Origin of the sequence: Streptomyces thermocarboxydovorans, from assembly GCF_039524635.1 — a bacterium.
In the GTDB taxonomy this organism is placed as follows: Bacteria; Actinomycetota; Actinomycetes; order Streptomycetales; family Streptomycetaceae; genus Streptomyces; species Streptomyces thermocarboxydovorans.
Genome location: NZ_BAAAGU010000057.1, coordinates 1 through 24,567 on the forward strand (window position 1 = coordinate 1; position 24,567 = coordinate 24,567).

Annotated in this window: 17 protein-coding genes; 5 read left to right on the top strand and 12 right to left on the bottom strand. The window is 73.3% G+C overall.

Features of this window, described 5'->3' with window-relative positions; translation table 11 throughout:
• Positions 1 to 644, bottom strand: a 644-nt coding sequence (locus ABD198_RS24205) for a TerD family protein (RefSeq protein ID WP_344005636.1), incomplete at its 3' end; no start/stop codon positions are given.
• A 195-nt stretch (positions 645 to 839) separates the two neighbouring features.
• Positions 840 to 1,469: a M48 metallopeptidase family protein gene (locus ABD198_RS24210; protein WP_344005638.1), complete on the bottom strand. Its 630-nt coding sequence runs from the start codon at positions 1,467 to 1,469 to the stop codon at positions 840 to 842.
• A 316-nt stretch (positions 1,470 to 1,785) separates the two neighbouring features.
• On the opposite strand from ABD198_RS24210, the gene ABD198_RS24215 reads away from it, so the two are divergent.
• Complete coding sequence (locus ABD198_RS24215; RefSeq protein ID WP_344005640.1) at positions 1,786 to 3,000, top strand: TOMM precursor leader peptide-binding protein; 1,215 nt, start codon at positions 1,786 to 1,788, stop codon at positions 2,998 to 3,000.
• Positions 2,993 to 4,354: an ABC1 kinase family protein gene (locus ABD198_RS24220; protein WP_344005642.1), complete on the top strand. Its 1,362-nt coding sequence runs from the start codon at positions 2,993 to 2,995 to the stop codon at positions 4,352 to 4,354. Before ABD198_RS24215 ends, ABD198_RS24220 begins: the two co-directional genes overlap by 8 nt.
• A 94-nt stretch (positions 4,355 to 4,448) precedes the next feature.
• Here ABD198_RS24220 and ABD198_RS24225 read toward each other — a convergent pair whose 3' ends face one another.
• The 5 genes from ABD198_RS24225 to ABD198_RS24245 form a co-directional block, all read right to left on the bottom strand.
• Positions 4,449 to 4,655 (bottom strand): hypothetical protein, encoded by a 207-nt coding sequence (locus ABD198_RS24225; protein ID WP_344005644.1) that lies wholly within the window; start codon positions 4,653 to 4,655, stop codon positions 4,449 to 4,451.
• A gap of 158 nt (positions 4,656 to 4,813) precedes the next feature.
• Complete coding sequence (locus tag ABD198_RS24230; protein WP_344005646.1) at positions 4,814 to 5,137, bottom strand: hypothetical protein; 324 nt, start codon at positions 5,135 to 5,137, stop codon at positions 4,814 to 4,816.
• Complete coding sequence (locus ABD198_RS24235) at positions 5,134 to 5,502, bottom strand: WhiB family transcriptional regulator (protein WP_344005648.1); 369 nt, start codon at positions 5,500 to 5,502, stop codon at positions 5,134 to 5,136. The genes ABD198_RS24230 and ABD198_RS24235 overlap by 4 nt, the downstream gene beginning before the upstream one ends.
• Before the next feature lie 172 nt (positions 5,503 to 5,674).
• Complete coding sequence (locus tag ABD198_RS24240; RefSeq protein WP_344005650.1) at positions 5,675 to 5,989, bottom strand: hypothetical protein; 315 nt, start codon at positions 5,987 to 5,989, stop codon at positions 5,675 to 5,677.
• Positions 5,990 to 6,153: 164 nt separating this feature from the next.
• Positions 6,154 to 8,451 carry an ATP-dependent DNA helicase UvrD2 gene (locus tag ABD198_RS24245; protein WP_344005652.1) on the bottom strand — a complete coding sequence of 766 codons (2,298 nt, stop codon included), beginning with the start codon at positions 8,449 to 8,451 and terminating at the stop codon, positions 6,154 to 6,156.
• A 207-nt stretch (positions 8,452 to 8,658) separates the two neighbouring features.
• Here ABD198_RS24245 and ABD198_RS24250 point away from each other — a divergent pair, with 207 nt between their 5' ends.
• Entirely contained in the window at positions 8,659 to 8,916 is a 258-nt protein-coding gene (locus tag ABD198_RS24250) for a mycoredoxin (protein ID WP_344005654.1), read from the top strand.
• Between the two features lie 123 nt (positions 8,917 to 9,039).
• Here the strand turns inward: ABD198_RS24250 and nudC are convergent, their stop codons facing one another.
• The 5 genes from nudC to ABD198_RS24275 form a co-directional block, all read right to left on the bottom strand.
• Positions 9,040 to 9,984 carry an NAD(+) diphosphatase gene (gene nudC, locus ABD198_RS24255; RefSeq protein WP_344005656.1) on the bottom strand — a complete coding sequence of 315 codons (945 nt, stop codon included), beginning with the start codon at positions 9,982 to 9,984 and terminating at the stop codon, positions 9,040 to 9,042.
• A gap of 183 nt (positions 9,985 to 10,167) precedes the next feature.
• Complete coding sequence (locus tag ABD198_RS24260; protein WP_344005658.1) at positions 10,168 to 11,580, bottom strand: dipeptidase; 1,413 nt, start codon at positions 11,578 to 11,580, stop codon at positions 10,168 to 10,170.
• Positions 11,581 to 11,590: 10 nt separating this feature from the next.
• Entirely contained in the window at positions 11,591 to 15,256 is a 3,666-nt protein-coding gene (locus ABD198_RS24265; protein ID WP_344005660.1) for an ATP-dependent helicase, read from the bottom strand.
• Between the two features lie 142 nt (positions 15,257 to 15,398).
• Positions 15,399 to 19,031: a UvrD-helicase domain-containing protein gene (locus ABD198_RS24270; protein ID WP_344005662.1), complete on the bottom strand. Its 3,633-nt coding sequence runs from the start codon at positions 19,029 to 19,031 to the stop codon at positions 15,399 to 15,401.
• 251 nt (positions 19,032 to 19,282) lie between these two features.
• A complete protein-coding gene (locus ABD198_RS24275) occupies positions 19,283 to 19,618 on the bottom strand; it encodes an MGMT family protein (protein WP_344005695.1) in 336 nt (111 codons plus the stop codon).
• Between the two features lie 350 nt (positions 19,619 to 19,968).
• On the opposite strand from ABD198_RS24275, the gene ABD198_RS24280 reads away from it, so the two are divergent.
• A complete protein-coding gene (locus ABD198_RS24280) occupies positions 19,969 to 22,773 on the top strand; it encodes a lysylphosphatidylglycerol synthase domain-containing protein (protein ID WP_344005664.1) in 2,805 nt (934 codons plus the stop codon).
• Positions 22,774 to 22,913: 140 nt separating this feature from the next.
• Positions 22,914 to 24,461, top strand: coding sequence for an alpha/beta hydrolase (locus ABD198_RS24285; protein WP_344005666.1), 1,548 nt, complete (start codon positions 22,914 to 22,916; stop codon positions 24,459 to 24,461).
• Positions 24,462 to 24,567: the final 106 nt, after the last annotated feature.

Consider the following 24,567-nt stretch of genomic DNA (forward strand, 5'->3'; position numbering starts at 1 on the left):
GAGGGCGGACCCGACGCGCAGCTGAAGACCTCCGGCGGGGAGGCGGTCTGCGCGGGCGGCGCGAAGCCGGGCGCGGCACCGCCGGCCTGCGGCTGCTGCGCGCCGGCCGGCTCCTCCTCGGCGACCTCGCCGCCGAAGTTCTTCAGCAGCGCGTCGAGTCCGCCGTCGAAGCCCTGGCCGACGGCGGCGAAGCGCCAGACGTCCTTGAAGTAGAAGTCACCGAGCATCACGGCCCGCTCGGTGGTGAACTCCGAACCGTTGAACGGGTAGCGGGCGACCTCCTCGCCGCCCGCCACTATGCGGAGATAGCCCGGGCCGATCTGGGACATCTGCCCGGCGCCGTCGATGGTGGCGGTGAAGGAGAGCTTCTTGATGTGATCGGGAATCCGGTCCAGCGTGACCCGGAAGGACTCCGTGTCGCCCGCCTGGGCGCCCAGGAGCTGGATGGACTCCTCCGGGGACTTCGGCTGGTTGTAGAACACGAAGTACCGGTCGTCGGAGAGCCGTTCGTCGGCGTCCAGACCGAAGCAGCTGATGTCGAAGGTGAGCCCGGGACCGGAGATCTGTACGCCTACGTACAGATCCGTACCCGCCGTGAGATCACTGATCTTGGCCTTGTGGCCGCGTTGGAATTCCCTGGCCATGCGTACGACCGTCCCCCATCCCGAATGTGAGTGCGTCGCGCCAGGCTAACGTCAATCCCGGACACCGGATGAAGCCGGTACAGACCCGGTACAGAACGATCGCCGGCACCTTACGGTGGGAGCCGCACGGGAGCCGGTCCGGGGTCGGTCTTCCCCATCCGGGGTCGGTCTTCGTGATGCCTGTCGTGTCTGCGGTCAGTCGTCCTGCGGCCGGTCGTCCTGCGCGGGGCGCTCGTCCCGGGCGCCCGGCACGTGCGGCAGCCGCTCGGCGGCGACCACGCCTTCGAGGTACCCGCGGGCCCGCTCGGTCTTCGGGTACGCCTCCAGCAGCCGCCAGAAGCGCGGCCCGTGCCCGGGCACCAGCAGATGGGCCAGTTCGTGGCAGAGGACGTAGTCGACGACGTACTCGGGCATGCCCTGCAGCCGGTGCGACAGGCGGATGCTGCCGTCGGAGGGGGTGCACGAGCCCCAGCGGGTGTTCTGGTTGGTCACCCAGCGCACGGAGGCGGGCCGGGGTCGGCCCTCGAAGTACTGGGCGGAGAGCCGCTCGGCACGCTCGGCCAGCTGTGCGTCGCCGAGCGCCCGCCTGCTCTCCTGTGCGGCCAGTTTGTCGAGCATGACGGTGACCCAGCGCTGCTCCTCCGCCTCGGACATCCGGGCGGGGATGAGCACGACGGTGCGATCGCCCTCGCGGTACGCGGAGACCGTTCTGCGTCGGCGGGCGCTCCTGCGGACCTCGATCGCGCTCGCCCGTGAGCCGCTCGTCGGCTGGCTCGTCGTGCTGCGCTGTGACTTTCCGGCGCGGTGCAGTGGGTCGGCGGGCACGCCCCGACCGTACCCGCTGAGCACCGGGAAGTCCCGGCTCCGGGACGGTTCGATGCGGTTACGGTCACCGGGCGCCGGATTTGTACGACGAATCCCGCCCGCCTGTGGACAACTTTCGGCGGCCCTCGCCGCATCCGGGCATGCTGGCAGTCGCCGGGCCTCGACCGGGCCCGGCCGGAACACGGGGACGACCCGGACGGACGTCCGGTGGACGATCCACGCACACCAGTACGCGATCCAGGCACACGAGGCACACGAGGCACACGAGGCACACGAGTACGCGATCCAGGCACACGAGTACGTACGGGGGACTGTCATGCATCCGGTGGTGAAGCCCGCGCTCCGGCGCGGCTGGCGCGATCTGAACACGGTGCAGTTCGGGATGACACCGGCGCACGCGCTGACGCTGGGGCCGGTGGACACGGCGACGGGCCACTTTCTCGAGCGGCTCGACGGCACGCGCGGCCTCGAGCTGCTGCGCGCCGAGGGCCTGCGGATGGATCTGCCCGGCGACCAGGTCGACCGGCTGGTGAGAAGGCTGGCGCGGGCCGGGCTGCTGGACGACGCGCGGGGCGGCGGGCCGGCCGCCGACGCGCTGCGCGAGAAGCGGGAGGTCATGGAGCGGCTCGGCCCCGATCTGGCCTCGCTGACCCTGACCACCTCCGAGCCGGGCGAGGCCCTGGGGCGGCTGGCGGCCCGGCGCGAGGCGCGGGTGCAGGTGCGGGGTGCGGGCCGGGTGGGCGCGGTGCTGGCGGCACTGCTGTCGGGGGCCGGCGTCGGCGGGGTGGAGGTGCGGGACGTCGGGCAGGTCGAGCCGTGGGACGTGACGCCGGGCGGGCTGCCCGCCGAGGCCGTCGGCGAGCGCCGGGAGGAGGCGGTCCGCCGGATCGTGCGCCGCGCGGCACCGGACCGGCCGCCCCGCCGCACCGAGCGCCCTCGGCTCTCGGCGGACACCCCCTGCTTCTCCCTGGTGGTGCTCGCCCCGCGGGACGACGTCGCCGTGCACGCGCCCGACCCGGTCTCCGCCGAGCCCCTGCTGGCCTCGGGCACGCCCCATCTGTACGCCGGGGTGGTGGAGGGAACCGGTGTGGTGGGCCCGCTCGTGCTGCCGGGCGAGACCGGCTGCGCGGGCTGTCTCCAGCAGCACCGCACCGACCGCGACCCCGTCTGGCCACGGCTGGTCGCCCAGTGGCGGTCCGGGAGAAAGCGCCGGATGACTGCCTGCGACCTCGCTCTTGCCACTACGGTGGCCGGACTGGCAGCCGCCCATGTGCTCGCCTTTCTCGACGGCCGTCTTCCGTCCAGTGCGGGAGCCCGGTGGGAGGTCGCGCTTCCCGGCCTCGACTGGCATGCGCGCCCGGTCCTGGCGCATCCGGCATGCCCGTGCGGAGCGGCGGAGAAAGGTAAGGGAGAACACACCTCCGGTCAGGGGCGGTCGCACGAGACAATGGCCGTGCACGGGCCGCCGGAGGGGTCGCTCCACGAGGCGCACGCACAGCGGCCGGCAGGGACTTGGAGGGCGCATGTCTGATCTTCCCCGCAAGGCGGTCACCAGGACCGCCAAGCTGGCGGCGCTCCCGCTCGGCTTCGCCGGGCGGGCGACCTGGGGACTCGGCAAGCGGATCGTGGGCGAGTCCGCGGAGATCGTCGGCCGCGAGCTGCAGCAGCGCACCGCCGAGCAGCTGTTCAAGGTGCTCGGTGAGCTGAAGGGCGGGGCGATGAAGTTCGGCCAGGCCCTGTCGGTCTTCGAGTCGGCGCTGCCCGAGGAGATCGCCGGTCCCTATCGTGCGACGCTCACCAAGCTGCAGGAGGCGGCCCCGCCGATGCCCAGCCGCACCGTGCACGGGGTGCTGGACGAGCGGCTCGGCGAGAACTGGCGCGATCTTTTCCTGGAGTTCGAGGACAAGCCCGCGGCGGCGGCCTCCATCGGCCAGGTGCACCGGGGCGTGTGGCACGACGGCCGCGAGGTGGCGGTGAAGGTGCAGTACCCGGGCGCGGGCGAGGCCCTGCTGTCCGACCTGAACCAGCTCAGCCGCTTCGCCCGGCTGCTGGGCCCCCTGGTGCCGGGCATGGATGTGAAGCCGCTGATCGCGGAGCTGAGGGACCGGGTCTCGGAGGAGCTGGACTACGGCCTGGAGGCGCAGGCCCAGCAGGTCCACGCGGAGGAGTTCGACGGCGATCCGGACGTGGTGGTGCCGGGGGTGGTCCACCAGACCGACCAGGTGCTGATCACCGAGTGGATGGACGGCGTCCCGCTGTCGGAGATCATCTCGAACGGCAGCGAGGCGCAGCGCAACCGGGCCGGGCAGCTTCTGGCACGCTTCCTCTTCTCGGGTCCCGCCCGCACCGGTCTGCTGCACGCCGACCCGCACCCGGGCAACTTCCGGCTGCTGCCCGGCGGTCCGGACGGTGAGGACGACTGGCGTCTGGGCGTGCTGGACTTCGGCACGGTCGACCGTCTGCCGGGCGGACTGCCCGTCACCATCGGCGAGGCGCTGCGGATGACGCTGGACGGTGAGGCGGAGACCGTCTACGAGATGCTGTGCGAGGAGGGCTTCGTCAAGGAGTCCATAGAGCTGGACCCGGACGCGGTCCTCGACTATCTGCTGCCGATCATCGAGCCGGCACAGGTCGACGAGTTCACCTTCACCCGCGGCTGGATGCGCAGCCAGGCCGCCCGTGTCGCCGATCCCCGGTCCCCCGCCTACCAGTTGGGCAAGCAGCTCAATCTGCCGCCGGCGTATCTGCTGATCCACCGGGTGACGTTGAGCACGATCGGTGTGCTGTGCCAGCTGGGCGCGACGGTCCGGCTGCGGGAGGAGCTGGAGGAGTGGCTGCCCGGGTTCGTGCCCGAGGCCGAGGAGGAGCAGGCGGCCGAGGCGTGAGAGGCGCCCGGCTCCCGGCTGGGTGACCGCCGGCCAGGTCACCGCCGGCCCGGGTTCCGCTGCCCGCCGCTTCCTCCACGTTCCTGGACGCTCCCTACCACCACTGCGAGTCCAGCCTGCCCTCTATCGCGCGCAGGTTCTCCCGTGAGCAGGCCTCGCAGTAGTGGCGGTGCTCGCCCTGCTCCACGGAGAAGGTCCAGGTCGGTAGCGGTCCCTCGGCCCGGGCGCCGCAGCGGGCGCACTCGAGGGACTCCTGCTCCGCCGGGGAGCCGTCGTCGCTGTCACCGGGATGACTCGTCATCCGGCGACGATAGCGCCGCACCGGGCGGCCCGCCCGGCCGGACGCACCGCGGGGGCCGGCCCGCTTCGATACGGACCGGCCCCCGCGGGGAGAAGCTCTCCTCCCGGTCGGGAGGCCAGCGCTCTCAGCTGGTGACGTTACGGCCTGACTGCTGCCGTCTACTGCATGACGGCCATGGCGAGCGCACGGCGGGCACGCCGCGAGGCACGCTCGGCTCGCCGCTGCATGCGGCGGGCGGTCGCCAGGCGCGAGGCCAGACGCTCGCGCTCGGCCTCCTGCAGTCGCTCGTGCATATGCGCACGGGCCAGGGCTTCTGGGATGAGTTGCATCTCTCGGGTCCTGTTCTGGCGCGAGTCGTTCGCGCCGCTGGTGGTGAAGTCTTCGGTCGCGGAGCCTGCGGGCTCGTGAGTGGACGGCGTCATCGGGGCCTGCTTCTGGGGGTCGTGCGTGAGGGGACGGTCGATCGTTCCGCGGGTGTTCATGCCGTGACCGGGTTCTTGCGCGGGCGACCACGCGGCCGCTTCCGGGCAACGACAACCCCCTGGACGAACAGCTCGCCACCCCAGACGCCCCAGGGCTCACGCCGCTCCTTGGCGCCGGCGAGGCAGGCCTCGATCAGCGGGCAGGTGCGGCAGAGGGACTTGGCGTACTCCACGTCCGCCGGCGACTCCGCGAAGAAGACCTCCGGGTCGTAGGAGCGGCAGGGGACGGGCACGTCCAGGTTCTCGATGGCGTCGTCGAGCGCGGTGAGCGCGGTGAGCGGAGTCAAGGTCGGGTCCTCCGTGGAGCCGGGCTTGGGGATCGTGTCGGAAGGCGGTACGGACGGGGCGTGCGCTTCGAGTTGCACGGTTCGTCTTCCTCGTCTGGTCGTGTCCGGCCGGTTGGCCGGATGGGCGGCTGGTACCGGGTCTTTTCTTGTCCCGAGGCCCCTTCGTTCCGCTGTCCGCGTTGGTGGACAAACAGAAGGGCCGCGGATCCCGGATGGGGTTCCGCGGCCCTGAAGGCGCCGGCCTGACGAATCAGGCTGGATCACTCCAGGGTTCTGGCCCACGGAAGGCCCACATCTGGTTGTGCTGCGTCTGCTTCCGGAATCCGGCACCGGTCGCCGCAAAGGCATAGGCCTGCGCCTGCGCCACTACTGCTTCCAGTGCCTCGGTCGGTCGCTCGTCGCGCCCACGAATGGCAAGACCCGCGGGAGCAATGGCGGACTCCAGGTGCGCGGCGGCACGGAGGCCGGACACACCGGTGCCCTTGTTCGAGGCGCCGAGCATGCACAGGGAGACGGCCGGGCGATCGGTCATTTTGACGTCGGAGCTGAAGTTGATGCTGATCACTGGACTCGCCTCCTCTCGGCGCATCGGGGACTGGGCTGAGCCAGTCCGGCGGATATGCAAGTACAACACGGAATCAGCGCCTCCGAGAAGGCCGCCGCTTCCGTGCCTAAGAACCTATGGGGATTCCCGGGGCATGCGCAAACTATTTTTTCGACGAGTTCGTATCAGTCCCGTTCCTGCTCCCCGGCGGGTTCCCGGCCTGCGCAGATGGCCAGAACGTCCGCGCCGTAGCGGCCCAGCTTGCGTCTGCCCACACCGGGGATGCGCGCGAGTTCGTACTCGTCCTCGGGCGAGGACTCGGCGATCGCCATCAGGGTCTTGTCGGTGAAGACGCAGAAGGCGGGCTGCCCGCTGCGCCGCGCCTGCTCGGCCCGCCACTCGCGCAGCCGCTCGTAGAGGCCCTCGTCCATGTCGGACGGGCAGTCCTCGCAGCGCATCAGTTTCATCTCGCCCGCGTCGGTCAGCGTGCGCCCGCAGACCCGGCAGCGGGCGGGGGTGCGCAGTCTGCGCCGCGGGCTCTCGGTCCCCGCCGGCCCGGTGCGCGCCGCCGGGAAGCCGCGCTCCACGCCTCCCGTGCCGCCGGCCGCTCCCCTGGCCCCGGTGCCGGTCGATCCCGGTCGCAGGCCGTCGAGGAAGCGGCTGGGGCGGCGGCTCGGGCGGCCGCCCGGGGAGCGGGAGAGCGCCCAGGACAGGTGCAGCCGCTCGCGGGCGCGGGTGACACCGACATAGAGGAGGCGGCGTTCCTCCTCGATCTGCTCGTCGGTCTTTGCGTAGGTGATCGGCATCATGCCCTCGGCGACCCCGACCAGGAAGACCACGTCCCACTCCAGGCCCTTGGCCGCGTGCAGGGAGGCGAGGGTGACGCCCTGGACGGTCGGGGCGTGCTGGGCTCCGGCCCTCTCGTCGAGCTCGACGACGAGATCGGGCAGGCCGGCCTGATGCCGGACGGCGGCGAAGTCCTGGGCGAGGTTCACCAGTGCGGCCAGGGACTCCCAGCGTTCCCGCACCGCTCCCGAGCCGGCCGGGGGCTCGGGGGTCCAGCCCTCGCCGGAGAGCACGGCGCGCACCTGGGAGGGCAGGTCGACGGCGTCGTCGAGGAGGTGGTCGTTGCCGCCGAAGCGGGCCGCGGCGCGCAGGGCGGCGATCGCCTTGCGCACCTCGGGCCGGTCGAAGAAGCGCTCGGCGCCGCGCAGCTGGTAGGGCACCCCGGCGTCCGCGAGGGCCTGCTCATAGCTCTCGGACTGGGAGTTGGTGCGGAACAGCACGGCGATCTCGCTGGCCGGCACGCCGGAGTCGATCAGTTCCCGGATCCGGTGGGCGGCGCCCTCGGCCTCGGCCGGTTCATCGGTGTACTCGGTGAAGACCGGCTCGGGGCCCGGGGCGCGCTGGGAGACCAGCTCCAGCCGGTGGTCGGCGGCGCGGCCGCGGGCCTGGGCGAGCAGGCCGTTGGCCAGGTGGACCACCTGGGGGGTGGAGCGGTAGTCGCGGACGAGCTTGACGACGGTGGCGCCGGGATGGCGGGTGCGGAAGTCGAGGAGGTAGTCCGGGGTTGCGCCTGTGAACGAGTAGATCGTCTGGCTGGCGTCGCCGACCACGCACAGGTTCTCCCGGTCGCCGAGCCACAGCTCCAGCAGGCGCTGCTGGAGGGGGCTGACGTCCTGGTACTCGTCGACGACGAAGTGCTGGTACTGGGCGCGGACCTGCTCGGCGACATCGGGGCGGTCCTGCAGCACGGCCACGGTGAGCAGCAGCACGTCCTCGAAGTCGATCACTCCGCGCTCGCGCTTGAGGTCCTCGTAGACGGAGTAGATCTGGGCGATCTCGGCGGGGTCGCGGGGTGTCTCGCGGCCGGCCTTCGCGGCGGCGGGCGCGTAGTCGCCGGGGACGGTCTGGGTGACCTTGGACCACTCGATCTCGGAGGTGACGTCCCGCAGCTCACCGCGGTCGAGCCGGATGCGGCAGGCGGCCGCCGCGTCGGCGACGAGCTGGACCTTGCGGTCGACGAGCCGGGGCATGGACCCGCCGATGGCTTTCGGCCAGAAGTACTGCAGCTGCCGCAGGGCCGCCGAGTGGAAGGTGCGGGCCTGGACGCCGACGGCGCCGAGCTGGCGCAGCCGGCCGCGCATCTCGCCGGCGGCGCGGTTGGTGAAGGTGACGGCGAGCACGCTGGACGGCTGGAGGATGCCGGCGCGCACCCCGTAGGCGATCCGGTGGGTGATCGCCCGGGTCTTGCCCGTACCGGCGCCGGCCAGCACGCACACCGGGCCGTGCAGCGCGGTGGCGACCTCGCGCTGCTCGGGGTCGAGCCCTTCGAGCACCGCATCGGCCGAGTCGGGTACCTGCGGGAAGAGCGAGGAGTGCGTTGCTGCTGTCACACGGCCATGCTGCCAGGTCGCGGGAGACGGGTGAGCCGGTTGTCCACAGGCAGGGGCTTGCAGTCGTATTAATGCGGCAGGCGTCACGTCCGCCGGTGCGGCAGGCACCACTTCCGGCCAGGGCGGCGGGCATCACGTCCGGCCAGTCCGGCAGGCGTCGTCCGGCCGGTGCGGCGGGCATCACGTCCGCCGTGACCGGCCGGGCACCGGCTGCGGGAATTGTGGCGCTTTCAAGTACGTTCCCCAGTCAGCAGCACCGACTTTCCCTCAGCCGCCGAAGGAGCGCACAAGGACATGCTGGGCACTGTGACGATGTACAGCACCACGTGGTGCGGCTACTGCCGCCGACTGAAGAGCCAGCTGGACCGCGAGGGCATCGCGTACACCGAGATCAACATCGAGCAGGACCCGGAGTCCGCGGCGTTCGTGGAGAAGGCGAACGGCGGCAACCAGACGGTGCCCACGGTGCGGATCGTGCCTGCCACCGGCGGCGAGGAGATCGTGATGACGAACCCGAGCCTGGCGCAGGTGAAGCAGGCCCTCGCGGTCTGATTCCCCGGCGCCCGGCGCCCGGCGTCGGCGAACGGAAGGGGCGGTTCCTTGGCCGGAACCGCCCCTTTCGCGTGTTCGGAAGCGCCGCTCTCGGCGTGCTCGGAACCGCCCCTCCCGGTGTGCTCAGACGAAGCTGCGGGTCGGCAGCGGCCTGCCGTACCAGCGTTCGATGAGGCGGGCGGCGATGGAGATGCCGTAGGGCGGGAGGACCTCGCCGGACTCGAAGGCGGCGGTCAGGTCGTCGCGGGAGAACCAGCGGGCCTCGTGGATCTCGTCGCCGTCGACGTTGATCTCGGTGGAGGTGGCCCGGGCGAAGAAGCCCAGCATCAGGCTGGACGGGAAGGGCCAGGGCTGGCTGGCGATGTACTGGACCTCGCCGACGCTGATGCCGACCTCCTCGTGCACCTCGCGCCGCACCGACTGCTCGATGGACTCGCCTGGCTCCACGAAGCCGGCGAGCGTCGAGAAGCGGCCCTCGGGCCAGTGGACCTGGCGGCCCAGCAGGATGCGGTCGTCCTGGTCGGTGACCGCCATGATCACGGCCGGGTCGGTGCGGGGGTAGTGCTCGGCGCCGCAGGCCGTGCAGCGGCGGATGTGACCGGCCGCGGCGATCACGGTGCGCTCGCCGCAGCGGGAGCAGAAGCGGTGGGTGCGCTGCCAGTTCTCCAGGCCGACGGCGTGCACCATCAGCGCGGCGTCCCTGGGCGACAGCAGCAGGCCCGCCTCGCGCAGGCCGGCGGGGCGCGCCGGCTGGTCCATGCGGCCGGGCAGGGAGTCCTTCTGGAGGGCGAAGTAGGCGACGCCGTCCTCGTCGATGCCGAGGAAGTAGCGGTGCGCCTCGGTGAGCGGGGCCTCGAAGGAGGGCGTCATGACGAGCTCGGTACGGCCGTCGGGCGTCTCGTCGATGAGCACCTGGCCGCCGGAGACCACGAAGCAGCGCGTCGAGGGGTGGCTCCACGCCGCCGCGAGCCATGCCTCGTCGAGCCGGTGGTGCGCGGCGCGGTCGATGCCGCTGGGCGCTGTGAGCGAGATGGGGCGGTCGGCGGTGTGGTCGGTCCAGGTGGTCACGGGTGCTTCCAACTCCCCCGGTGGAACGGATCGGGTCGGCGGGCGGTCGGCGGACGTGGGGCGGGAGGCGACCGGTCCGGCGGCGCTTCCGGCCGGTGGGCGGGGTTTCTCCCAGTGTGCCCCGGCCGGGTGGCCGGTCCGGACCCGCCCGTCGGCGGGCCGGGCCCGGGGCCGCTCGGTTCTTCAGGGGGCGTGCCGCCAGTGCTCGGCGAGGTCGCCCCACAGGTGGGCGGAGGTCTCGACGCCCTTGAGCAGCAGATCGAGCTCGACCTTCTCGTTGGGGGCGTGCCAGCCGTCGGACGGGACGGAGATGCCGAGGAAGAGCACGGGGGCGCCGAGCACGTCCTGGAGGTCGGCGGCGGGGCCGGAGCCGCCCTCGCGGGTGAAGCGGACGGGTTTGCCGAAGGCCCTGCCCATCGCGCGGACCACGGACTGCAGCGCCGGGTGGTCCAGCGGGGTCAGGCACGGGCGGGTGGCGGAGCTGAAGCCGATCTCGCAGCGGATGCCGTCGGGCACCTGGGCCCGGGCCCAGTCGCCGACGATCTTCTCGATATGCGCCGGGTCCTGGCCCGCCACCAGCCGGAACGACAGCTTCACCATGGCGGAGGACGGGATGATCGTCTTGCTGCCTGCGCCCTGGTAGCCGCCGCCGATGCCGTTGACCTCGGCGGTCGGGCGGGCCCAGATGCGCTCCAGGGTGCTGTAGCCGGCCTCCCCCGCGGTGCCGTGGGACTTGGCCGTGGCCAGCCACCGCTCCTCGTCGAAGGGCAGCTCGGCGAAGAGCTCCCGCTCGCGGTCGGTGAGTTCGATCACGCCGTCGTAGAAGCCGGGGATCGCCACGCGCCCGTTCTCGTCGTGCAGGGCGGCGACCAAGCGGCCGATTGCGGTGGCGGGGTTGGGCACGGCGCCGCCGAAGGACCCGGAGTGGATGTCCTGGTCGGGGCCGTACAGCCGGATCTCGCACTCGGCGAGGCCGCGCATCCCGGTGCACACGGTGGGGGTGTCCTCGGACCACATCCCGGTGTCGGAGACGATCACGGCGTCGGCGGCGAGCCGCTCGGCGTGCTGCTCGACCAGCGCCCGGAAGTGCGGCGAGCCGGACTCCTCCTCGCCCTCGATCAGCAGCTTCAGGTTGACGGCCGGGGTGGTGCGGCCGGTGGTGGCGAGGTGGGCGCGGACGCCGAGGAGGTGGAAGAACACCTGCCCCTTGTCATCGGCCGCCCCGCGCGCGTACAGGCGGTTCCCCTTGACCACCGGTTCGAACGGCTCGCTGTCCCAGCCGTCCGCGCGGGCGGCGGGCTGCACGTCGTGGTGGCCGTAGACCAGCACCGTGGGTGCGCCTGGGTCGGCGGAGGGCCACTCGGCGCAGACGGCCGGGGCACCCGGGGTCGGCCAGACCTCGGCGGTCGGGAACCCGGTCTCCTTGAGCTTGGCGGCGAGCCACTCGGCGCTGCGGTGCACGTCGGCGGCGTGTTCGGGCTGGGCCGACACGGAGGGGATGCGCAGCCATGCGGCGAGGTCGTCGAGGAAGGCGGCGCGGTGCTGATCGATGTATGCACGGACGGCGTCGACGGCACTGTCAACGGGCTGGCTCATGCCCCCGAGCCTATCGGCCCGCGGGGGCGTCCTCGGCGTGCGGTATCTCACCGGACTGCTCCCCGAGCAGCAGCCGCTCCAGCTCGGCGCGGTCCGGCAGCCCCTCGGGGCGGACCACCTCGCCGGTGCGCACGTACAGGAACGCGGCCGTGACGTTCTCCAGGGGCACGCCCTGCTGCTCGGCCCAGGCGAGCCGGTAGACGGCGAGCTGCAGAGGGTCCGCCGTGGGGGCGCGGTTGGTCTTCCAGTCGACGATCTCGTACGTGGCCTGCTCGCCCTCGCCCTCCCCGGTCCGGTAGACGGCGTCGATGCGGCCCCGCACCACCCGCCCGGCGAGGCTGAGCTGGAACGGGGCCTCCACGCGGTAGGGCGTGCGGCGGGCGTACTCGGTGCGCTCGAAGGCTTCCTTGAGCGCCTCGAGATCGCGTTCGTCGGCGATCTCCGCCTCGCTGCCGGGCAGTTCCTCCGGCTCCAGCATGGGCAGGGTCAGCTCCTCGAAGCGGGACTCGACCCAGGCGTGGAAGCGGGTGCCCCGGCGGGCGGCGGGCTGCGGCGGGCGGGGCATGGGGCGGGCCAGCTCCTTGGCGAAGCCGTCCGGGTCGGCGGCCAGACGCAGCAGCTCGGAGGCGGTGAGCGAGGCCGGCAGCTGAACCTCGGTGACGCTCTCACGGGCGCGCAGCAGCTCCCCGGTGAGGGCGTCGAGGTCGCGGTCCCAGGAGGCGACGGTGCGGGCCTCCTCCGGGGTGAGGCGGCTGTCGGCAGGCTCCGCGGGGTGCGGGGTGCGGGGCTGTGCGGGCCCCGTCGCGCGGGTGCGGCCGCGGCCTTCCGGGGCTGTGGCCTGGCGCGGGACGGTGGGGCGGTCCGGGGCGGTGGGGCGGTCCGGGGCGGTGGGCCGGTCAAGGCGGTCCGAGGGGTCCGGCAGGTGGTGGTCACGGTCCTCGGCGAGCGTGCCGCTCGTTTCGGCGGACGAGTCGCCCTCCCCGAGGAACGGGTCGTCGTCCCCGAGGAACGGGTCGTCGTCCCCGAGGAACGGATCATCCTCCTCGAGGAACGGATCCTCGTCCTCCGGCAGGAGCTCCTCGTCGTCCGGCGGCGGGGGCCAGTCCGGGTCCTCGTAGGTGTCCGGGTATGTGTCCGGCTCGGGCGCGGCCGCCGGGTGGCCGTCCTCGCGGGCGGCGAGGGCTTCGAGGTGGGCCAGGACGGTCTCGGCGGCGGCCCGGCGCCGGGCGAGGGCGGCGTCGTCCAGGGGCAGGGGCCACACCTGGTCCCCTGCGGGCCGGTGCAGGCTCGGGTTCTCCTCGTCCTCGCCCGGCTTCTCCGCCCACGCCTCGATCTCGCCGTACCCGGCGGCGCAGTGGTCGTGGAGGGCCAGCAGGAACTCGGAGGGACCGCGCGGCTTCTTCTGCGAGGGACCCCACCAGTGGCCGGACCCGAGGAGCAGGGAGCGGGGCCGGGTGAAGGTGACGTAGCCCAGGCGCAGCTCCTCGGTGTGCTGGTGCTCCTTCATCGCCTCGTGGAAGGCCTTCATGCCGCGGGCGTCCCAGGAGGTGACGTCGGGCAGGGTGGCCGCGTCGCCGCGCAGCCGGTGCGGCAGCACCTTGCCCTGGGCGGTCCACTTCTCCCGGCCCTGGCTGCTGGGGAAGGTGCCCTTGACCAGGCCGGGGACGGCGACGACGTCCCACTCCAGGCCCTTGGACTTGTGCGCGGTGAGCACCTTGACCGTGTTCTCGCCGCCGGGCAGCGCGTTGTCCAGGCCCTTCTCGTACTGGGCGGCGGTGCGCAGGAAGCCGAGGAAGGCGAGCAGGGTCGCCTCGCCGTCGCCGGCGGCGAAGGAGGCGGCGATGTCGAGGAAGTTGGACAGGGTCTCGCGGCGGCGGGCGGCGAGCGCGTGCGGGGACGCCGACAGTTCGACCTCCAGACCGGTGACGGCGAGCACGCGGTGCAGCACGTCCATCAGCGGGTCGGCCAGGGAGCGGCGCAGGTCGCGCAGTTCGGCGGCGAGGCGGGCGAAGCGCACCCGTGCGTCGGGCGAGAAGGGCAGCCCGTCGTCGCCTCCGTCGCCGTCCAGCGGGCTCTCCAGGAAGGTGTCGAGGGCGTCGGCGAGCGAGATCACCTCGGCCGGGTCGACGCCTTCGACGGCCTCGGCGAGCCGCCGGTCGGGGTCGTCGTCGCCCTCAACCCGCGCATGCGACACCAGCAGCCGGGCGCGGCGCCCCAGCAGGGCCAGGTCGCGGGGGCCGATGCGCCAGCGCGGGCCGGTCAGCAGCCGGACCAGGGAGGCGTTGGCGCCCGGGTCCTGCAGCACCTCGCAGACGGCGACCAGATCGGCGATCTCCGGCAGGTGCAGCAGGCCGGACAGGCCCACGACCTCCACGGGCACGTCCCGGGCGACCAGGGCGGCCTGGATGTCGGCGAAGTCGGTGGCGGTGCGGCACAGCACGGCGATCTCGCCGGGCGGCTTCCCGGTGCGCACCAGGTGGGCGATGGAGTCGGCCATCCACTCCAGCTCCTCGGCGTGGGTGCGCAGCAGGGCGCAGCGGACCATGCCGTCGCGTTCGGCGCCGGGCGCCGGGCGCAGGGCCTCCACCCCGGCGTGCAGCTCGCGCAGCGGTTCGGCGAGGCCGTTGGCGAGGTCCAGCAGGCGTCCGCCGCTGCGGCGGTTCTCGCTGAGCGACTGGCGGGTGGCCGGGCGTCCGTCGGCGTGCGGGAAGTGCTCGGGGAAGTCGTCGAGGTTGGCGACGGAGGCGCCGCGCCAGCCGTAGATCGCCTGGCAGGGGTCGCCGACCGCGGTGACGGGGTGGCCGGTGCCGCCGCCGAACAGCCCGGCGAGCAGGACGCGCTGGGCGACGGAGGTGTCCTGGTACTCGTCGAGGAGCACCACCCGGAACTCGTCGCGCAGGATGCGGCCGACCTCCGGGATGGCGGCGAGCCGGGCGGACAGGGCGATCTGGTCGCCGAAGTCGAGCAGGTCGCGCTCGCGTTTGGCGGCGCGATAGCGCAGCACCAGGTCCGCCAGTTCGCGCCGGGCGGCGGCGGCCTCAGGGACCTTGCGCAGGTCGGCGTTGGTGAGCTTGAGCCGGCTCAGGGCGGCCAGCAGCTCGGTGTCGTGGGCGCGCACGTCCTCGGGGCGCACCAGGTGTTCGGAGAGCTCGGCGTCCAGGGCGAGCAGGTCTCCGACGAGGTCGGCGAAGGAGCGGGTGAGGGCCGGGTAGGGGCCGGGTGTCTCGCGCAGCACGCGGGCGGCGAGCTGGTAGCGGGTGGCGTCGGCGAGCAGCCGGGAGCTGGGCTCCAGCCCGATGCGCAGTCCGTGGTCGGTCAGCAGGCGGCCCGCGAAGGCGTGGTACGTGGAGATCTCGGGCTCGCCCGGCGGGTTGTCCGGGTCGATGGCGTCGGGGTCGGTGACGCCGGCCTTGATCAGTGCCTTGCGGACGCGTTCGGCGAGCTCACCGGCGGCCTTGTTGGTGAAGGTGAGGCCGAGCACCTGCTCGGGGGCGACCTGGCCGGTGCCGACCAGCCAGACCACGCGCGCCGCCATCACCGTCGTCTTGCCGGAGCCGGCTCCGGCCACGATCACCTGCGGGGCGGGCGGCGCGGTGATGCAGGCCGTCTGCTCCGGGGTGAACGGGATGCCGAGGAGCTCCTTGAGCTGCGCGGGATCGGTGATACGTGCGGGCACATCGAGGAAGGCTAGCGGCGGCCACTGACAACGGATGACGGGCGGTGCGGGCGGGGGCAGCGGGGAGCCGTGCGCCGGCAGCGGGGAGCCGTGCGCCACCCCGCAGAATCCGGGGGCCACCCTGCGGAGTCCGGAGCCGCCCCTACTCCACCACGTGCCGTCCCTCCGGCCGGGCGCTGCACGAGGCGCGGAAGGCGCAGCGCGTGCAGTGCTGGCCCGCGCTCGGGGTGAACCGCTCGTCGAGCACCTTCCCGGCGGCGGTGGCCAGCAGTTCGCCGACCCACTCCCCCTCCAGCGGCTGCTGCGCCTGCACCTTGGGCAGGGTCTCGCCGCCGTCCCGCTTGGCGGCTCCCTGCCGCAGCTGGACCAGTTCGGCGCCGCCCGGCTCGGGGCGCACCCCGTCGAAGGCATCGTCGACGGCGCCCTCGCGGACGGCGAGCTGATAGACGGCGAGCTGCGGATGCCGCTCGACCTCCTTGGCCGTGGGCGCCTGCTTGCCGGTCTTGAAGTCGACGACATAGGCGCGGCCCTCGCCGTCGGCCTCCACGCGGTCCATCTGGCCGCGGATGCGGACCTGGTAGTCGCCGGCCTCCAGGGTGACGTCGAAGTCGTGCTCGCTGGCCACCGGGGTGCGTCCCGGGCGCAGGCGGTTGGAGTCGACGTGCCACTTCAGGAAGCGCTCCAGCGCCACCCGGGCGTTCTCCTTCTCCTGCGCCGACTTCCACGGCGCGTCGAAGGCGAGGGCGTTCCACACGGAGTCGAGGCGCTCCATGAGCACGTCGAGGTCGGCCGGGGTGCGTCCGGAGGCCACCTCGTCGGCGAGCACGTGCACCACGTTGCCGAAGCCCTGGGCGGCGGTGGCGGGGGCATCCGCCTTCACCTCGCGGCCCAGGAACCACTGCAGGGCGCAGGTGTTGGCGAGCTGCTCGAGGGCGCTGCCGGAGAGCACCACGGGCTGGTCGCGGTCGCGCAGCGGCACCTTGGACTCCGTCGGCTCGAACATGCCCCACCACCGGTAGGGGTGGGCGGCCGGCACCAGCGGGCGGCCGTCCTCGTCGGTGAGCGCGGCGAGCCGGGCGAGGCGCTGTGCGGCGGCCTGACGGAGCGCGTCGGAGACCCGTGGGTCCACGGTGGTGGCGCGCAGCTCGGCGACGAGCGCCGCCACGGACAGCGGACGGCGCGGGCGGCCGGTGACGTCCCTGGGTTCGACGCCGAGCTCGGTGAGGAAGCGGGATGGCTGGTCGCCGTCGTCGGCCGGGGCCTTCACCGCGGTCACCACCAGCCGGTCCCGGGCGCGGGTGGCGGCCACGTAGAACAGGCGGCGCTCCTCGGCGAGCAGCGCGCCGGGGGTGAGGGGTTCGGCGAGTCCGTCGCGGCCGATGCGGTCGGCCTCCAGCAGGGAGCCGCGGCGGCGCAGGTCCGGCCACAGCCCCTCCTGCACGCTCGCCACCACGACCAGCCGCCACTCCAGACCCTTGGAGCGGTGCGCGGTCATCAGGCGTACGGCGTCGGGGCGGGCGGCGCGGCGGGTGAGGGTGTCGGCGGCGATGTCCTCGGCCTCGATCTCCTCGAGGAAGTTCAGGGCGCCGCGGCCCCCGGTGCGCTCCTCGGCGCGGGCGGCGGTGGCGAACAGCGCGCAGACGGCGTCGAGGTCCCGGTCGGCGTTGCGGCCGGCCGCCCCGCCGCGCCGGGCGGCGCGCTCCAGGCGCTGCGGCCAGGGCGTGCCGTTCCACAGCTCCCACAGCACCTCCTCGGCGGTGCCCCCGCCGGCCAGGCACTCACGTGCCTTGCGCAGCAGCGCGCCCAGGCGCTGCGCCCCCCGCGCGTACGCCGGGTCGTGCACGGCCAGCCGCTCGGGCTCGGCGAGCGCCCGCGCGAGCAACTCGTCCGACGGCGGCGGCAACGGGTTGCCCGCGGCCCGCTCCTCCTCCCGCAGCGCGCGCCCGAGGCGCCGCAGATCGGCGGTGTCCATCCCGGCGAGCGGCGAGGTGAGCAGCGTGAGCGCGGTCTCGGTGTCCAGCCAGCAGGACTCCTCGCCTCTGCCGCGCTCCGCGGCACCGGGCTCAAAGTCCCCGGACTCCGCATTGCCGGACTCCGGCCCGCCGGGCTCAACACCACCGGCACCTGGCCCGCCGGGCTCAACACCACCGGCACCTGGCCCGCCGGGCTCCACGCCACCGGCACCTGGCCCGCCGGGCTCAACACCACCGGCGCCCGGCCCGCCTGACTCCGCCTCGCCGCGCTCGTGATCACCGGGCGCCGTCTCACCGGCGCTCTCCGAACCGGCGCTCCCCCGGCCACCGGTCTCCGGAGCACCCTCCGTGCCCGCCGCGTCCCCCGCGTTCCCCGCATCCCCCGCATCCCCCGCATCCCGGCGCCGTACCTCCGCCGTGGCCACCGCGCGCAGTGCCGTCAGCAGTGGGGCCACCGCCGGCTCGTGGCGCAGGGGTACGTCGTCGCCGTCGACGTCGACGGGGACGCCGGCCGAGGTGAGGGCCCGGCGGAGCGTGGGCAGGGTGCGGGCGCCCGCGCGGACCAGGACGGCCATCTCGCTCCAGGGAACGCCGTCCTCCAGGTGGGCGCGGCGCAGGATGTCGGCGATGTTGTCCAGCTCGGTGCCGGGCGTCGGGTAGGTGTACACCTCGACCCGGCCGCCGTCGCGCGCCGCGGTGAGCTCGCGGTGGGCGCGGACCTTGTCGGCGGGCAGCCGCGGCAGCGGCATGCGCTGGGTGATCAGACGGGTGGCGGCCAGCAGCGCCGCGCCGGAGCGGCGGGAGGTGCGCAGCACCTCGACCGGGGCCGGTCGGCCGTCGGCCCGGCGGAAGGCGTGCGGGAAGTCGAGGATGCCGTTCACGTCGGCGCCCCGGAAGGCGTAGATCGACTGGTCGGGGTCGCCGAAGGCGACCAGGGTGCGGCCGCCGCCGGCCAGGGCGTGCAGCAGCCGTACCTGGGCGGGGTCGGTGTCCTGGTACTCGTCGACGTACACGGCGTCGTACTGCTCGACGAGCCGGGCGGCGACCTCGGGGCGGCGGGCGAGCAGCACCGCGCGGTGGACGAGTTCGGCGTAGTCGAGGACGCCCTGGAGGTCGAGGACGTCGAGGTACTCGGCGAGGAAGGCGGAGGCGGCCCGCCAGTCGGGGCGCCCGATGCGGCGGGCGAAGGCCTCCAGCTCCCGGGGCCCGAGTCCCAGTTCGCGGCTGCGGGCGAGCACCGCGCGGACCTCGTCGGCGAAGCCGCGGGTGGTCAGGCAGGCGCGCAGCTCGTCCGGCCAGCGCACATGCGCGAGGCCGAGCTTCTCCAGGTCGGCCTGCCCGGCGAGCAGCTCGCGGACGGTGACGTCCTGCTCGGGGCCGGACAGCAGCCGCAGCGGCTCCACGAAGAGGTCGCTGTCCTGGTGGGCGCGGACCAGGGCGTAGGAGAACGAGTGGAAGGTGGTCGCCTGCGGGGCGCGTGCGGCGCCGGTGCGCAGCGCCAGGCGGTCGCGCAGGTCCACGGCCGCGCGCCGGCTGAAGGTGAGCACCAGGATGCGTTCGGGGTCCTGGCCGCGGGCGACGCGGGCGGCGACGGACTCGACGAGCGTGGTGGTCTTCCCGGTGCCCGGCCCGGCGAGGACCAGCAGCGGACCGGACTCGTGGTCAACCACGGAGCGCTGTGCGGCGTCCAGTGGAGGGGGATTCACGCGAGCCGGCGGGGTACGCACCAGCCGATAGGCGCCACGGCTCCCCCGGCGCACCCGGGGGTGCGGCAGGTCGCTGGTGGAGGAAGAGGAGCTCACGTGGTTCGCCGGTCCTGGTGGGTGTGCTGGGTGTCCCGCGCGGTGCGGGCGGTGGCCGCGGGATGAGGGGGACGCGTGCAGCCGACGCTACGCCGGTGGAGACCCCGGAAGCAGGGCTTCCGCTTCTTCCCGCCAGGCACGCGCGCCACTTGCGTCCCTCGCCTCACGAACGTACGTCATGGCACGGACGTGCCCTTCTTCCCCCGTACGGATCACAGGTCACACGGCGCGGCGCCGGATGCCGGAAGCTGTCAGGTGTGACCCTCCGTGTGTCCGCCGCCGTCCCACCGCGCGCGTCTCATGTCGAGGCGCGGGAGGTGGCCCTCGGCGGCCCGGCTCGCCTCTCTCAGCGGCGTGCCCTCCGCGCGGTAGTGGGCCAGGGCCCGCAGTTCGTGCCCCGGCAGCAGGACGCCGTCCGCGCGGACGACCCGCCACCAGGGGACGGCGCCGCCGTACAGGGACATCGCCCGCCCCACCTGGCGCGGGCCGCCCTCGCCCAGCCACTCGGCCACGTCCCCGTACGTCATGACACGGCCCGGAGGGATCAGTTCGGCCACCTCGAGGACGCGTTCCACGTACGGCGGCAGAGCGTCACCGGCACGGGCCTCCCCGGCACCGGCGTCACCGGCGCGGGCCTGACCGGCCGCATCCGCGCGGGCTTCCCCCGCACCGGCGTCATCCGCGCGGGCCTGACCGGCACCCTCGCTCCCGGCGCCGGCAGCGATGTCCGGCAGTCGGCTCTCCTGACTCATCCGGCCCATCCTGCACCACCCCACCGACAACGCGACGCGCACGGGGGCACGCCGGTGTCTCGCCCCGGGGCGGCGCTTCCGGCAGACTGTGCGGCCCGCATATGGACCCTGATGCCCCCTTGTACCGGTACGGCATGCCACCATCGTGCGGGCGGTGACTGGTGATACGAGACCAAGAAGAGACGATGAAGCAGCAGGGTGCGCACCCCGAGGGCACGGAGGGCACCTCTGACGCTTCGTCGCGCCCGGGGACCCCGGACACCGGCCCGAAGCACGGCAGCAGGCCGGGCAAGTCGAAGAACGGCGGCGAGTCGGGCAAGTCGAGCGAGTCACGCGAATCCGGCAAGAACACCCGGCGCGAGGCGGCAAAGAAGCAGGACGCGCCCGACATTTCTGACACGGTGCACATCGACGAGGTCGAGGGCGATGAGCCGCTGCTCCCCGCCCGCGTGCACCGCCCGTCCGACCTCATGCGCCTGCTGGTGGGCGTCCTGGCCGTCGGCGTGCTGCTGGCGATCGCCGCGTTCGCCCACGGAACCACCGCCGGACTGGAGCAGGACATCAACAAGGGCACCGGACAGGCGCCCGACCTGCTCATCAAGATCGCGGGACTGGCCTCCAGCATCGCGATCCTGCTGGTGCCGGTGGCGTTCGCCATCGAGCGGCTGATCAAACGCGACGGCCTGCGGATCGCCGACGGCGTGCTCGCGGCCGTCCTGGCGCACGGGGTGACCCTCGCCACCGACCTGTGGGTGGCACGGGCCGCCCCCGACTCCATCCAGGAGGCGCTCACCCAGCCCTCCCCCGGCGACGTCAACGCCCTGACCGATCCCGTGCACGGCTATCTCGCCCCGGTGATCGCGTACATGACGGCCGTCGGGATGTCCCGCAGACCCCGGTGGCGCGCGGTGCTGTGGGTGGTGCTGCTGCTCGACGCCTTCTCCATGCTGGTCGCGGGGTACACCACCCCGTTCTCGATCATCCTCACCGTCCTGATCGGCTGGACCGTCGCCTACGGCACGCTCTACGCCGTCGGCTCGCCCAATGTGCGTCCCACCGGGCGCACCCTGATGGCGGGCCTGCGCACGGTGGGCTTCCGGCCGGTGACCGCCTCCCGGGTGGAGTCCGCGGAGTCCCCCGAGGCCGGCGACCGGGGCCGCCGCTACTTCGTCACCCTGGAGGACGGCCCGCCGCTGGACGTGACGGTGGTGGACCGGGAGCAGCAGGCCCAGGGGTTCTTCTACCGGGCGTGGCGCAACCTCACCCTGCGCGGCTTCGCCACCCGCCGCAGCCTCCCCTCGCTGCGCCAGGCGCTGGAGCAGGAGGCGCTGCTGGCCTACGCGGCGATCGCGGCCGGGGCCAACGCCCCCAAGCTGATCGCGACCTCGGAGCTCGGCCCCGACGCGGTCATGCTCGTCTACGAGCACATCGGCGGACGCACCCTCGACGCGCTGTCCGACGAGGAGATCACCGACGAGCTGCTGCGCGACACCTGGCTCCAGGTGCGGGCCCTGCAGTCGCGGCGCATCGCGCACCGCAGGCTGGTGGGCGAGGCGATCCTGGTGGATCGTTCCGGCAGGGTGTTCCTCACCGATCTGCGGGCCGGCGAGATCGCCGCCGGCGAGCTGCTGCTGCGTATGGACGTCGCCCAGCTGCTGGTGACGCTCGGCCTGCGGGTGGGCGCCGAGCGCGCGGTGTCCTCGGCGGTGAGCGTGCTCGGACCGGACGCCGTGGCGGACTGCCTGCCGATGCTTCAGCCGATCGCGCTGAGCCGCTCCACCCGCGCGACCCTGCGCAAGCTGGCCCGGGAGCGCGCGGAACGCGAACGCGAGGCGGTGCTGGAGGCGTCCCGGCAGGCCAAGCAGCTGCGCGCCGAGCAGTCCGCGGGCACCCCGCCCGGCAAGCCCGGCAAGAAGGCCACGCGGGCCGAGCAGCGGGCCGAGAAGCGGGCGCTGGACGAGGCCCTGGAGGAGGCGCGCGAGGAGGATCTGCTCACCCAGATCCGGCACCAGGTGCTGCGGATCAGGCCCCAGGCGCCGGTGGAGCCGGCCCGTCTGGAGCGGGTGCGTCCGCGCACCCTGATCAGCTTCATCGCCGGTGCCATCGGCGCGTACTTCCTGCTGACCCAGCTCACCCACATCGAGTTCGGGCCGCTGATCGCCAACGCGGACTGGCGCTGGGTGATCGCGGCGGTGCTGTTCTCGGCGGCCACCTACTTCGCGGCGGCCCTGGCGCTGCTGGGGTTCGTGCCGGAGCGGGTGCCGTTCCTGCGGACCGTGGCCGCGCAGGTGGCCGGGTCCTTCGTGAAGATCGTCGCCCCGGCGGCGGTGGGCGGCGTGGCGCTGAACACCAGGTTCCTCCAGCGGGCGGGGGTGCGGCCGGGCCTCGCGGTGGCCAGCGTCGGCGCCTCGCAGCTGTTCGGGCTCGGCTGTCACGTCCTGATGCTGCTGGCCTTCGGCTACCTGACCGGCACCGAGAAGACGCCCTCGCTGTCGCCGTCCCGCACGGTCATCGCGGGCCTGCTGACGGTGGCGGTGCTGATGCTGGTGGTGACCTCGGTGCCGTTCCTGCGGAAGTTCGTGGTCACCCGGGTGCGCTCGCTGTTCGCGGGTGTGGTGCCGCGCATGCTGGACGTGCTGCAGCGGCCGCAGAAGCTGATCACCGGCATCGGCGGGATGCTGCTGCTGACCGCCTGCTTCGTGCTCTGCCTGGACGCCTCGGTCCGCGCCTTCGGCGACGAGTCGACCTCCATCAGCATCGCCAGCGTCGCCGTCGTCTTCCTCGCGGGCAACGCGCTGGGTTCCGCGGCGCCGACGCCCGGCGGTGTGGGCGCGGTCGAGGTGACTCTCACGGTCGGTCTGATCGCCGTGGGTCTCCCGCAGGCGGTCGCCACCCCGGCCGTGCTGCTGTTCCGGCTGCTGACCCTGTGGCTGCCGGTGCTGCCGGGCTGGCTCGCCTTCAACCACCTCACGCGCAAGGAAGCGCTGTAGGGCTCGCCTGCTCGGAAGCGCTCCAGGCGTCACCGGCTCGCAAGCGCCGAAGCGCTGCCTGTGCAGGGATCCCCGGGGCCGTTTCGCCCGGACGGCCGGTGCCCCGCGCCTACCGCCGGGTACGGCCGCAGGATGGGGTCATGCCCAAGTCCTTCCGTGCGCGCGCCGCGGCCCTGACCGCCTCCGCCCTGCTGCTGCCGGCGCTGCTGGCCGGCTGCGGCGAGGACGGCGGCCCGGGGCAGGACCTGACGAGTCAGAAGCTCAGCTGGAAGGACTGCCCGGCCCCCTCCGAGGCCCAGGGCGGCGGCCCCTCCCCCTCGCCCCTGCCCGGCGGCGGGACCTGGCAGTGCGCCACGATGAAGGCGCCGCTCGACTGGGACGACCCCGAGGGCGACACCATCGGTCTGGAGCTGATCCGGTCCAGGTCCAGCGGACCGGCGGACCGGCGCATCGGCTCCCTGATCTTCAACTTCGGCGGACCGGGCGGTTCCGGCGTCACCGCGCTGCCCGCCTTCGGCGAGGACTACGAGCGCCTGCGCACCCGCTACGACCTGGTGAGCTTCGACCCGCGCGGCGTCGGGCGCAGCGCCCCGGTGCTCTGCCTGAACGACCGGCAGTTGGATGCACACTTCCAGCAGGACGCCACCCCCGACGACAGCGCCGAGCGCACCGAACTGCTGGAGGGCACCAAGTCGTTCAACGCGGCCTGCGAGGACCGGTCCGAGCCGATCCTGCCGCATGTGCGCACCACGGACACCGCTCGCGACCTCGACCTGATGCGGCAGGTCCTCGGCGACGACAAGCTGTACTACTTCGGCGTCTCCTACGGCACCGAACTCGGCGGCGTCTACGCACACCTCTTCCCCGAGAAGGTGGGCCGTGCCGTGTTCGACGCGGTCGTGGACCCCACGCAGGACCCGGAGCAGGGCTCGCTCGGCCAGGCGCGGGGCTTCCAGCGCGCCCTCGACAACTACGCGGAGAACTGCGTCTCGCAGACCGAGGAGTGCCCCGTCGGCGACACCGCCCAGGACGTGAAGGACCGCATCGCCGCCCTGCTGAAGGACCTCGACAGCAAGACCATCCCCGGCATCCCCCCGCGCGAGCTGACCCAGACGGAGGCGATGAACGGGATCGCCCAGGCCCTGTACTCGCAGGAGTTCTGGGAGTTCCTCACCGACGGGCTGGAGCGGGCCTACGACGGCGACGGCACCATCCTGATGGCCCTGTCCGACAGCATGACCGGCCGCAGCGAGAACGGCGAGTACAGCAACTTCGTCCCCGCCAACGTCGCCATCAACTGCGCCGACGACAAGCCCCGCTACACCGCCGGGGACGTGGAGCGCAGCCTGCCCCGGTTCCGCGCCGCCTCCGAGCTGTTCGGCGACTACCTGGCCTGGGGCCTGGTCACCTGCACCGACTGGGCCGTGCCGGGAGCCGCCGACCACCCCGATGTGAGCGCGCCCGGCGCCGCGCCGATCCTGGTGATCGGCAACACCGGCGACCCGGCCACCCCCTACGAGGGGACGCGCAGGATGGTGCGGGCGCTCGGTGAGGGAGTCGGCATCGAGCTCACGTACAAGGGGCAGGGGCACGGCGCCTACGGCAGCGGCAACGGGTGCGTGCGGAACGCGGTGCACGGCTATCTGCTGGACGGAGAGGTGCCGCCCACCGGCACCGTCTGCACCTGATTGCGCCGATCTGCGTCAGAAGCCAGCAGGTCAGAGGGTTGTCCACAGGCTGCCACGGCACGGCCGGGGTGCGCCTACCATGGCCTGACCGCCGGCCGCGGCACAT